This is a genomic window from Acetatifactor muris (assembly GCF_024623325.1).
GTDB classification, from domain to species: Bacteria; Bacillota; Clostridia; order Lachnospirales; family Lachnospiraceae; genus Acetatifactor; species Acetatifactor muris.
Genome location: NZ_JANJZD010000067.1, coordinates 1 through 11,632, shown reverse-complemented (window position 1 = coordinate 11,632; position 11,632 = coordinate 1). Strand labels below are relative to the sequence as shown.

The window sequence follows — 11,632 nt, the reverse complement described above, 5'->3', positions numbered from 1 at the left end:
AGAGCGTAATACAACAGCAGCAAAGGTTGACTGGCATTTTAGGACAGGTGATGCCAGAATAAAGCTCAAGTCTTTATACCCCAGCTTTACTGCCGCCTCTTAAAAGGCGGTAGTAAGGTTAAATATCATCATGTCAGTACACTAGTATTTGAAAAATATGAGGATAATAAATATCTCCTTGTTCTGGTCTTGTTCTTAAATAATCAAGATCATATCTTATGCCAAGTTCAAATGACTTAAATACTGTGTCAAACGAAATGATAGAAGGATTATTTGTAAATTTTGCAACATATTCGTTACCAATATTTGATATCTCTGAAAGCTTCTTATATTTATTCCCTTGTGCTAAAGCAATCCAAGGATAATAACCATCTGAAAAATCAATATTTCTTTTAATAGAAGATGGCAAATTGGTTATAAAAGTAAATATGAATTCTAATTCTTTGATATTCTGAACATCTTCTTTTGGTATATCTATGTCATTATTTTTAAAAATTTTTAGTAAATAGTTAGCTAAATGTTTTCCGCTTGCAAATTCCAACAATTCATCATCCTTTCTGTTTTTCTAAATATCTTACTTTTCCAGGAACATCATTTCTGTTGTAAACTTTTTTCCCATAAATTCTTTCTAGTTCTATTAAGATTGCATCTCCATTTAGTTCTTCTACATCTAAAGCAAAAACATTTCGTGTAGGAACATATATATTTTCTTCTTCTGTATTTTCTACAAACATGTCAGTTCTTATATAAATCATTTTCATTTCTGCCAATAAAGAAATTGCGTTCTCAATAGTGGTAAAAGAAGATATACCTATTCCCTTTTTTATTTGCTGTTTAGAAGGAAATGATATTCTCGGTGGTGAAATAGTATCACTAGGGTAATCCATAATGTATTGTTTAATAAACAAATATACGCCAACCAAAACAGACTTATTTATTTTGCTATTAGAATTAGATATTTTTTCATACTCTGAAATACTAAACTGTACAAAATTATCTTTTGTATAAAAAATATTTTTCTTTTCTGAAAGTTGTAGACTAAACATTTCTGTTGGATTTATAGTAAAAATATCTACATTACAAGTCACATAACCATTATTTATTAGTTCTGTTTTTATAATTTCTCTAAAGTCAGAATAAATTGACTTGTTATGTGATCTTGTAGAATATCCACATTCTTCTAAAAGATTATTGAGTGTGAGATAAACTTCACCAAATGTTTGCAAATGTTTACGCAAATACATAATTACAAGATAATATTTAAGTCCTGATACACCCTTATGATTCTTAAAATCTTTTTTGGAAAATCCAACGGTTATATTTTGTTTTTCTCCATTTGGAATAAAAATTGTTTCGTTAATGTATTTTTCCTCCTTAAGTTTTGTCAATGGGAAAGTTTTCCCATAAAAATTACAACTTAGTAACATGAATGGGAAAATTCCCCCATTATACTTTTTATTTAATGGGAAAATTCCCCCAAATAATGGGATATAGTAAAAAGCATAAAAAATTAAGTAAAAAAGCATAATAATATAAAAAAGGATAAGACATTCGTAATTTCTGCTATCGCATAAATTACTTAGTATAAAACTTTTTGATTGTTGATTGTTAATGGTTGGTATAATAGTAGTTGTAGTGGTATATTATCTATTTCTCTATTCAGTTTATTATTTACAACGTAAGTTATTGGTAGTATGATGTTTTTAAAATATAAGGTGGTATATATCATGGAATTATCAACTTCTGACATTATTCAAATAATTGGTATTATGGTTGCTATAATTACAGGAATATCTTCAATTGTTATTTCTGTAATTACTTTGCGTCAAAACTCAAAAATAGTAAAAGAAAGTAATAAAGCACAGATTGAAATATTCCCATATAAGGTTTATGGTGATATGTTCCCAAGAATTAGAATCCAAAATTTTGGATTAACAACTGGAACAATATTGGATATTAAAACCATTCCTGAAATGCCAATAGATCATATGGTTATAAATCCTTTTGAATTTTATAAACATTTATCGTTGGCACCAAACCAATCGTTTACTACTATATTTTGCAAAAATGATTCAAACGAAGCAGAAGTCCCGATTGAAAAATTTGATATAGTAATTACATATAAAACATTAAATGATACTGTAAAATCTACATTCCATATAAATTACAAATTTTTAAATGGGTACATGGAAAGCAAATCTCAATCAAGGACTACTGAAAGTGCGCTTGATAAAATCAATCAAAGTATTCAAGGACTTCAGCAAAAATAGCTGTTAAGTCCTTTTTGATTTCTGCTTTATCTGCTTTAAAGGCATCTATATCTACAGTTGCACTAATTCCGTGAGACATAATCTTTCCATTACCATTTATAATAGTTAGTTTTTCAAATGAAGATTTCTGAGGTATAATTTTAGGGTTTGTCATAGTTTATTTCTCCTTCAGTTTTGAGCGTTATATGTGTTTGGCTATTACTTCTACATTCTGATTTTAATAATGTTATAAATTTTAAATCTGTATTTTGAGTCAGTAGGAGAGTACATGTCCAATAAATAATAAAATATACCTCCATATGTAAATGATGTAATTCCGAGTTCTGGAAAGAATGATATAGGATGTTTATTATTTCTCTGTTTGAACTGATAAGATTTGTAAGTTTTGAATATTAGACATAAAAATAAGACAGATGATTTCTCACCTGCCTTATAAAAAGTATATGACTTTAAAAATATTTATGGGTTTAACCAATTACTTTCTGGTTTTGCTATGAGTCTTGCGTTATTATAGGCCATATCTAATGTCAGACATGTATGTCCACGATATACATTATTAGTTTTTGTTACTACTAAAGCTAAATCTGGTATGTTATCATCCGCTAAACAAAGGGGCAGTAATAATTGTATTTTACCTTCATAATATTGAGGGATTGCTAATTTATAGTTAGCAGATACTTTTTTCTTCATTTTATTTATTGCACCATCAAGTGTAATAACAATATTCTTACTTTCAAGTACCTCTTTAGGAATTCTTTTCTGATTTTCCTTGTCCTCTAATATATGAGGATAATGAACATCTATTGCATAATGCCAATCAAATAATAACAAATCTGGATTTTCAAAATAGTTTGCTCTTTCTGGACGATCAGTTATTCCAATACCACCCAATTCATATGCAGTAAGAAATGATATTTCTGATCCTGACTGATAAGCATATATTGGTTCATAATACTTTGTGAATAATCCTGTATTAAACAGAGCATAGCTTGTCCCAATAATAATTTTCTTTTCATCAGTAAGTTTATCATATGTTTTTACTATGTAATTTGTAAGTATTCCATTATTAGGATAAGTCTCATTTGACCAATTTTCTGTATCTGCCTTCTTAGATAATTCTTCTGTGTAATTATTCCAGTTTACTTTAAAGAAAGCCATATCTTGATTCTCCTTTGTACTTGATGAAATTATTGTATCATAATCTTTAGGAGGTTCACAATCTCTTTCCACTGAAAAAATAGGAGTATATGGAGAGATGATATAGCCTTGAAATTTTTCTTTGTAATAATCCTTCCAATGCTTTGTAGCGTAATCATCATATTGTGAGTAGGTAGGATTCTGAAAATCATATAATTTGATTTTTGCATTTTGAATGGCTTCTTGATCTGAATTGGCAAATACACATATCCAATCCCATTTGTTTTCGGTTCTGTGCTCAACTTGCATCTGGTATTTGTTCATAAAATAACCTCCGTTGGTAAATATATTTTTTGTTACAAGGTATATTTCTCTATCTGTGTTGGTAAATTTATTATATAAATGATGTGATGAGCATGTAATATTTTTATGAGTTCGGTGAGAGAGTGGGTTTAATAGGTTAATAGAGTGTAAAAGTATTGATTTTATTGGACATATTGAAGATTCGCAAGACACTTTATCTGTGATTTTATAGAATGTTTTCCTTACTATAAATGAGATTTTGAGGTGTGTTCGAGAATATGTTGATTTTTCTGGTGATTTTGGTGATTTGAGAGTAGTTTTGGCAATTTTGAAGATTGTAAAAATGATGAAAAGCTAGAAAAATCAAGGGTCTACCGAATCGTTCCCCGAACTAATTTTGTTGTATTTTTGGATTTTTAAGGTGAGGTATGGATGGATCAGATACCAGGCTCCTGGCGTTTGCTTATCTGAATTAAAATGTAAACGTACCCCCCCATATATAAACATGCGGTAATAGTATAGTATTACAGTATGTTTTAAGTTGTGAATAGTCCATTTCTGCAACCTTAAAAACAAACCATGTTAAATAAATATGCGCGATATAATGAATGGTAGTTGGCTATAATGCGACATGTCTAACAATTATATCTGTAGTGGTTCGATACAAATTTAATATGTCGAGACTCGACGTATCGTCAATCGACATATCAAGCATCGACATGCCACCTTACTTCTCATTCTTATCCCGATCAATCAGCACACATACTCATTAAAACTTTTATACCCTTTACCAGTGAACCATCTTTCTATTGATTCTCTTTTATCAATCTCAATAAAGACATTGTATAAGTTATTCAACAAAAATAGCTTATGAATTATATTGCAATCCATAAGCTATTATAAACTATGTATAAGCTATTTTCAATTAAAAGAACTTATCAACCAATACTTTAATAATTGCTTTCTTTAACTCATTTGTATACTCTGACAAGTCAACCTCAATTGCACAATCCCACTGCTCCATCATTCTATTATCCGTATCATGAAACCCAATACAGATTGTATATGTGATTGGCTCACCAGCTTTTAACACTACTCTTAAGTATGTAAAATCCATAACAACCGGCTTGTCACTCCATACCGTAGACAGATTGTAGTCACGTTCTTTATTGTCGGCTTCTCTTTCCTCTGTATACCTAACCTTTGCTATCTCAATAGCCTTTTCAACCTCAGCTTTCAGATTGTCAGACATATCGCAAATATCAATAGATACTTCTATATAGTCTTCGTCAAAAGTCAAGTTTCCTAATTCCAGAATACCGATATTAGTTGTTTCTGTTCTTGCTTTCCATTTCATCATAATAAAAACCGTCCTTTCTTTTTTGGTCGGCATATGCTATAATGAAATTGCACAGCCGACATACTGATTGATATTTAGTTGTCAACGTGCAATTTGCGAATAGGTAAAAGTGACTTTTGTACGGGGACTTACAAGGTTTTCACCTATGCCCCGTTCCGATTAGTTGTTAGGATTAGCTTCTATGGCTTCTTGTTCTGTTGCGTACTCGATGCCGTCCGCTTTTCCTATGTAACCAAAATCGGTATACATTGCGTCACCCCCCTATTCAGTTATTTAAGATATTGCAAGGTATCTAAGTTGACCGCTTGTGCCTTGCTTTATCTTATGTATTTATATTACTATATATAGTACGTTTTTGCAATGGTAAATATTGCTAAAGATAGTACGTTTTATTTGTAAAATATTATTAAAGATAGTACGAAAATTATCATTGACTTTCTTTTGATTTCTTACTATAATTAGTAAGAAAGACATTACTATATATAGAAAGAAGGAAAGCTATGTCAAATAAAACCGCCGAACCTGTATATATTAGTTTTAAAAAACTTGAAAAGTTACTAAATGATAAAGGTAAAAAATGGCAATATTTGCGCGATTCTGGTATCAGCCCGGGCATTGTTGCTAAAATGAAAGATAAATCAGGACATACCGACACAAGAACCATACAAAAAGTATGTATGTTATTGAACTGTCAACCTGGCGATATTATGGAATATATACCAGACGGAACACAAACGGATCACGAATAGAACTACACCAAAAACAAGCCTACACCTTTACACGGTGCAAGGCTTTTTCTTTTGATCTGAATGTCCTATATATTTTAAGCAACGGAGAGAGCTGACGAAACGCCCACTACAGGGCGTCGGGATAAGTGCATAATCCTATACACGGTACTTTGATAATTGAATAAAGGCTTTACACTTTAGGCATAGATTGCTATAATGGTTGTAGATACAAGTTAACAATGCTTCTCAGAAAGTAGGTGGTCATATGCCAAGTGGTATTGAGGTAACAAAGCAAGCTCTTGATGATTTCGCAAAAATTCAACGCCATATGCTGATAGCAAAAGAAGAAGGGGCAACAAAAACTTATGCAAGTCTTAAAAAAGAATATTTAACCATCAAAGCATTATTAAATGTTTCTGGGGTGAATCTTACGGACATTGACGAAATAAAGGAATAGCGTTTCTACAATTGAATAGCAGCCGCAAACAAGGTGTAAAGTCTTTATTGAATTATCAAGATGATTCAGGCTTTACACCTCTTTAATTTTGGTTTACATGCTCTAAGCGTACCTTGAAAAGTCAATACTTTATTCCTGTTTATGCTCTACTTGATTGTCTGGTATATGCTCCATTATATCACCTGGCTGACAATGTAATTCATTACATATTTTGTCTATTACTTCCAGACTAACATATTCATGTTTAGATAGTTTGGCAATAGTAGCAGACGATATATTTATACGTTGTCTTAGTTCTTCTTTACCAATTTGACGACGGTTAAGTAAGTCTAGTAACCTATAATATTTAATCATTTTATCATTCCTTTTATGCTTGTTTTGGTGATTGATAGTATAGCACATTACAAAATAAAAGTAAATAAATCTTTAAGAATATGAAGAAAAGTATTGACAAGTAAAGATAAAATTGTTACAATATCTTTAGAAAGTTAAAGGCGTGGTAAACAAAAATAAAGAAATACGGCCCCATGATACCAATAAGCAAGCCTTCCCGTGGCGGTATCGTAAGTAGGCAAAAGCTGAAACTAATTGCTTTTACTGGTAAAGACACCAGTTACAATCACCACAAAGAACGGATACACCCACGACAAAATAGCTGAGAAAGTCGCCAAACCTTCCCAGCTATCAGGAATATAGAAGCGAAAGTTCTATACTCACTCTGAACAAGTCGAGTATATCCGATTCAGGAAGGTATTTCAAGAGTTTTTGCTCACTAATTCCAAAAAGTTTTAAGATTGTACCTTGACAACTGAAGAAGTGGATATAATAGAATGTAGTAATCTAAGGGAAAATCTGGTATACTGTATTTATCAAATATGAAAGTGAGGTATTCCGCATGAATAACCTACAATTAACTGATATGGCTGGAGCCTATATTGAACATTCAGATGTTATCATGAATTTTTCTGCAATAGTTCATCGACAGATAAAAACAAATACCTGTAAAGTTTATCCAGATAATGTGCAATACAAATGGGTAGCTGACGGAGAAGAAAAAACGGTTATTCCAGACGCAACTATTAATTGTAGGGTACATGCCAAAAAAGGCAACTCGTTTTTTGATATCCCCCGTTTTGTGATGGAAGTCTTGTCAGATTTAACAAGAAAATATGACCGTGGCGAAAAGATGGATATCTACCGTAAAATGGAAATCGATGAATATTGGATTGTTGACTGGGAAAAAAGAGAAGTAGAAATTTACAATCTTGACTATGACGAGAATCAGGAACCGCAATATCATCTTTTCAAGACTGTAAACAGGGAAAACAAAAACGAACTAGAAATTGTGCATTTTCCGAATATTAAGATACCATTTGACGAAATGTTTGATATTTAGGTAGGTGGCTACATGGTGATAAAAACGAATCAGGAACTTGCACAGGCAGTAAATGGGGCTATTGCTGAATCTGGTATTAAAAAATATTCTATAGCTGAAAAAATGGGAATAAGCAGACAGGCATTTACAAATTTTATGAATAAATCAAATTTCAGTATTGACGATGCAAATAAGATTCTTTCCATAATAGGATATGAAACAGAAACAAAAATTCATAAAAAAGATGAATAAATTCATAAAAACAGTTGACAAGCTTCCCGATACATGATATACTATAATCAGGTTAAGGGAAGTAAGAGAAAACAAAAGGACTGAATCACCGACTACCAATCACCGATTCAGTCCAGAGCATCAAATAAGTTTTCACTTACCATTGATATATTCTATTATATCCATTTCTTTAGAAAAGTCAATGAAAAATCCCAAAACAAATTGTACCTTGACAAACCTAACATAAAGCGGATACAAACAACGCATGAACGGTTAACATAAAAGGTAATCATGAAATTGACATTAATATGCCCATGTGGGGCGGTGAATAAAGTAATGGTTAAAGTGATCTGCCGGAAAAGATCACTGGGTCGTTGCAAACCATCGTTATAAGAATATGAAACGGCGAAAAGACAACAGGCAAGAATCATGTCTAAGGGCTGAAATTGCCCGATTCCACCGCTAATTTTACAAACGGATTGTAATTAAGAAAAAGCGGGATAACAAATACATAAGAATCTTTAGAGAGTGTCAAGAGAACGTCAAGCAACTTTTGGCACTCTTTTAAATATCAATAGAGAAATAAGTATTACAACCTGTGTGGGCTACCAATTATATAAGTCATAAGTTGCGTATACATCATAATATGATTGAGTGCTACTTATATAAAGGTAATAAGTGCATATACCAGGCGCAAGGAAAAGTGTAACCCCGTGAAGATGGTTTTCTGTTATTGGGAGATACTCACGTAGAAAAAACAGGTAGTTAATAACCGCAAGATAAGGGCGTTAAACTTTCAGTGCTCAAGATCAGCAATGCACTTTAAATATTGTGCTGGCGTTGTGTGAAAGCAGGTATCACACTTACAATGATTACCGCCGTTGGGCATTGACGATAATAGAGATGTCTGAAAAATGGAAGGTTAAAAGGCCAAGGAATACTTCAGAGTAACGATAACTTGGACAGGCGAACCCCTGATAAGGAAGAAGGCTTATTAGTTGTAAACTTAAAAAGCTGCTGTCTGGATGTCTGACATATACGGCATATAGTTTTAGTATTTATCCTGTCCCACAAAAACAGAATCAAACGTGAGGCGATGCGGAAAGTTGGCAAACCAACGGGTAACAACCGCGACATAGCCATTAATACTGGATGCATTTAGCCATATCGCAAATTTTATATTTGCGGTTTTAATCCCTTGAAAAGTCTCTTTTGTGGGCATGGATAAGTAATAAAATATTGACATTATGGCATATATGCCATATAATAAGTATAGAAATAGAATTGTGGAGAAAATACAAATGGATAAATTTGAGGTTGAGTTTTACACAAAAAGCAATGGTGAAAAACCTGCAAAAGAGTTTATTTTTAGTTTAGATACAAAGATGAAAGCAAAAATACTAGGAATAATTGATGTATTAGAAGAATACGGTACTCAATTAAGAGAACCATATAGCAAACATTTGGACGATGGGATATTTGAAATTCGTGGTAAAGTCGGTACAGATATTACAAGGGTATTATATTTCTTTTATTATGGGAAAAGAATTATATTAACAAATGGTTTCATAAAAAAGACACAGCAAACACCCAAAAATGAAATTAAGTTAGCCAAGGCATATAGAAAAGATTTTCTTGAAAGGATGAAAAATAATGAGTGAATTTAATGATTTCTTAAATGAGCAGTTACAAGATCCAGAGTTTAGAAAAGAATGGGAAGATATACAGCCTGAAATGGACGTGATTCGTGCAATGATGGAGGCTCGAATTTCTCAAAATCTTACACAAAAAGAACTTGCTGAACGTACTGGAATAGATCAGGCAGACATAAGTAAATTAGAGAATGGCACAAGAAATCCTTCTTTAAAGTTATTAAAACGGCTTGCGGATGGTATGGGTATGACTTTAAAAATTGAGTTTGTGCCAAAAGAAATTGCTAAAAACTAATTATGCTTGTTCTATAAAATAGGAATAATTAATATGGGTAATTATAAAACCTTTGATAAAATGTTCAACGATGATAAAATTGTATCTCCAGAAGACCGGGAACAGATCAATTTTCAAGTTTCCTTAATCGGCAAAATGATTAAAGCAAGAGAAAAGAAAGGATTTTCACAGCGTGATCTTGCAACATTAAGCGGAGTAAAACAATCTGTTATTGCAAGATTGGAAAGTATGAAATCAACGCCACAGATTGACACATTATTAAAAATACTTGCTCCGTTAGGGTATACACTTTCAATTACTCCGATTGAGAATAAACAGTAAATAGGACATAAGACAGTATAAAAGGATTGGTTTTCCAGTCCTTTTGTTTTTGAAAATATCTAAAAAACATTTATAAAAATAGTTGACAAAATAGTTTTAAGCATCTATAATAATAAATGTAAGGAGGGAAGCGAATGGCAGCAAGAAAACCTTTCGGAACTCCTGTTGATGAAGATTTGAAAAATGATTTTAAAGCTGAATGCAAAAAACAAGGATTTGAGATGAACGAAGCAATAGAAATCTTAATGACTGGATTTGTAAAAGGCGAAATTCAAATTAAGAAAGAAATTTCTTACAAAATTCATCAAAAGGAAAATTAAATAAGCGGTGAGCATCCGACCAAAGACTTTCACCGCTTACGCAACCGCCAAACGCTGCAAACGTAGGTTTTAAACCTACTCACGATTGAACAATCTTATTATAGCAGTTCTATTCAGATTATTCAATCAAAAAATCCACTTTACAGACTGGACATTGACAATGGTATAGAGAAAGTGAAAAAAGATTTATAAATCACTAAAAACATGATTGACAAATCATTGTTTATATGATAATATAGATAATGTAAGGAGGACATAAGAAATGGCGAGAAAAGCAATGTCAATCCAGATCGAAGAATCCTTACAAGATGCTTTTAGGGAAAAATGCAAAAGTGAAAAGTTGAAATATAGCGAAGTAGCCGAAGCGTTGTTACAGTCATATGTTGATGGTGGTATTAATGTAGCAGTTGAAACCAGATACAAAGTAACACCTAAAGACTTGTAACAAAATGGGTATGGTTCACAGCCTGAGAAACTAGAAAACCATACCCACACGACACTTGAACTAGTCAAAGTGTATTGTTATCATATCACTTTCTTTAGACTATTTCAAGTCAATTTTCCTAAACGATTGAACATTGACAATTTAACAGGTAATGCGTAAAGCATCAAGATCACTTGCCTAAAAGAAGTGGTTAAGGTAGTTGCAGACTTTCCGAAACAACCGGAGAAGCAACAGAGCATTAACAGGCTGCTGAGATTCCCTATAATGAAAAGAAGTGGAAATAACTGTTAAAGTCTCTGAAATGAGACTAAATAAACGAATATAATTTTTAGGGGCTTGCATCCGTCAAAAGTTGCAAGCTCATTTCAATAAAATGTAGAAAGTAAGATTATGGAGGAATGGAAAAATGAACAATGAATTTGTAGAACAAAATCAGGGGCCAATTTATGATTATGAAGATTGTGCAAATATGATTCAAGAAAAAACAAGTTTATCAAGGGAAATAATAGCGGACGTTTTAAATGCAGAAATTGATTATATGAAAAGTATCGGAATCATTGATGAAGATGAAGACGTATACTTTCAAGCATAGTAAAATCCAATAAAACAATTATAACTTCTCGGAATCTCAATGAATGTGATTCTAACTGAAAATTGACAACTGAATATGGTGCAGGAAAAGAAATTTGAGAAAAATGGACATAAACATTGGACATAGTGGGTACTATGCCTTGAAAA

At 32.0% G+C, this 11,632-nt stretch carries 17 protein-coding genes; 11 read left to right on the top strand and 6 right to left on the bottom strand.

The features are described from left to right. Positions 1–133: 133 nt before the first annotated feature. Together NSB25_RS28325 and NSB25_RS28320 are read right to left on the bottom strand one after the other, a co-directional pair. Positions 134–541, bottom strand: a complete 408-nt coding sequence (locus tag NSB25_RS28325) for a hypothetical protein (protein ID WP_146040215.1) — start codon at positions 539–541, stop codon at positions 134–136. Between the two features lie 7 nt (positions 542–548). Continuing rightward, complete coding sequence (locus tag NSB25_RS28320; protein ID WP_146040216.1) at positions 549–1,388, bottom strand: hypothetical protein; 840 nt, start codon at positions 1,386–1,388, stop codon at positions 549–551. A 339-nt stretch (positions 1,389–1,727) separates the two neighbouring features. On the opposite strand from NSB25_RS28320, the gene NSB25_RS28315 reads away from it, so the two are divergent. After that, complete coding sequence (locus NSB25_RS28315) at positions 1,728–2,270, top strand: hypothetical protein (protein WP_103242589.1); 543 nt, start codon at positions 1,728–1,730, stop codon at positions 2,268–2,270. Here the strand turns inward: NSB25_RS28315 and NSB25_RS28310 are convergent. The 3 genes from NSB25_RS28310 to NSB25_RS28300 all read right to left on the bottom strand — a co-directional run bounded on the left by NSB25_RS28310 (position 2,236) and on the right by NSB25_RS28300 (position 5,070). Then, entirely contained in the window at positions 2,236–2,424 is a 189-nt protein-coding gene (locus NSB25_RS28310; protein WP_103242590.1) for a hypothetical protein, read from the bottom strand. The genes NSB25_RS28315 and NSB25_RS28310 overlap by 35 nt on opposite strands. A gap of 305 nt (positions 2,425–2,729) precedes the next feature. Then, positions 2,730–3,731 carry a DUF3825 domain-containing protein gene (locus tag NSB25_RS28305; protein WP_103242591.1) on the bottom strand — a complete coding sequence of 334 codons (1,002 nt, stop codon included), beginning with the start codon at positions 3,729–3,731 and terminating at the stop codon, positions 2,730–2,732. 904 nt (positions 3,732–4,635) lie between these two features. Next, a complete protein-coding gene (locus NSB25_RS28300) occupies positions 4,636–5,070 on the bottom strand; it encodes a hypothetical protein (protein ID WP_103242592.1) in 435 nt (144 codons plus the stop codon). A 500-nt stretch (positions 5,071–5,570) separates the two neighbouring features. Here NSB25_RS28300 and NSB25_RS28295 point away from each other — a divergent pair, with 500 nt between their 5' ends. Continuing rightward, a complete protein-coding gene (locus NSB25_RS28295; RefSeq protein ID WP_103242593.1) occupies positions 5,571–5,819 on the top strand; it encodes a helix-turn-helix domain-containing protein in 249 nt (82 codons plus the stop codon). 244 nt (positions 5,820–6,063) lie between these two features. Then, a complete protein-coding gene (locus NSB25_RS28290) occupies positions 6,064–6,255 on the top strand; it encodes a hypothetical protein (protein ID WP_103242594.1) in 192 nt (63 codons plus the stop codon). Between the two features lie 129 nt (positions 6,256–6,384). On the opposite strand, the gene NSB25_RS28285 is transcribed toward NSB25_RS28290, so the two are convergent. Further along, positions 6,385–6,609, bottom strand: a complete 225-nt coding sequence (locus tag NSB25_RS28285) for a helix-turn-helix domain-containing protein (protein ID WP_103242595.1) — start codon at positions 6,607–6,609, stop codon at positions 6,385–6,387. Positions 6,610–7,150: 541 nt separating this feature from the next. Between NSB25_RS28285 and NSB25_RS28280 the strand changes: the two genes are divergently transcribed. From NSB25_RS28280 to NSB25_RS28245, 8 genes are all read left to right on the top strand, one after another. Further along, entirely contained in the window at positions 7,151–7,651 is a 501-nt protein-coding gene (locus tag NSB25_RS28280) for a Uma2 family endonuclease (RefSeq protein ID WP_103242596.1), read from the top strand. Between the two features lie 12 nt (positions 7,652–7,663). Next, complete coding sequence (locus tag NSB25_RS28275; protein WP_103242597.1) at positions 7,664–7,882, top strand: hypothetical protein; 219 nt, start codon at positions 7,664–7,666, stop codon at positions 7,880–7,882. Positions 7,883–9,162: 1,280 nt separating this feature from the next. After that, on the top strand, positions 9,163–9,522 hold the full coding sequence (locus NSB25_RS28270; RefSeq protein ID WP_103242598.1) for a type II toxin-antitoxin system RelE/ParE family toxin: 360 nt from the start codon (positions 9,163–9,165) through the stop codon (positions 9,520–9,522). Further along, positions 9,515–9,808, top strand: coding sequence for a helix-turn-helix domain-containing protein (locus NSB25_RS28265; protein ID WP_103242599.1), 294 nt, complete (start codon positions 9,515–9,517; stop codon positions 9,806–9,808). The genes NSB25_RS28270 and NSB25_RS28265 overlap by 8 nt, the downstream gene beginning before the upstream one ends. A 33-nt stretch (positions 9,809–9,841) precedes the next feature. Then, positions 9,842–10,129: a helix-turn-helix domain-containing protein gene (locus tag NSB25_RS28260; RefSeq protein ID WP_103242603.1), complete on the top strand. Its 288-nt coding sequence runs from the start codon at positions 9,842–9,844 to the stop codon at positions 10,127–10,129. 134 nt (positions 10,130–10,263) lie between these two features. Then, positions 10,264–10,449 carry a hypothetical protein gene (locus NSB25_RS28255; protein WP_103242600.1) on the top strand — a complete coding sequence of 62 codons (186 nt, stop codon included), beginning with the start codon at positions 10,264–10,266 and terminating at the stop codon, positions 10,447–10,449. A gap of 262 nt (positions 10,450–10,711) precedes the next feature. Further along, complete coding sequence (locus NSB25_RS28250; protein WP_103242601.1) at positions 10,712–10,894, top strand: hypothetical protein; 183 nt, start codon at positions 10,712–10,714, stop codon at positions 10,892–10,894. 406 nt (positions 10,895–11,300) lie between these two features. Beyond that, positions 11,301–11,486 (top strand): hypothetical protein, encoded by a 186-nt coding sequence (locus tag NSB25_RS28245; RefSeq protein ID WP_103242602.1) that lies wholly within the window; start codon positions 11,301–11,303, stop codon positions 11,484–11,486. Positions 11,487–11,632 lie beyond the last annotated feature (146 nt).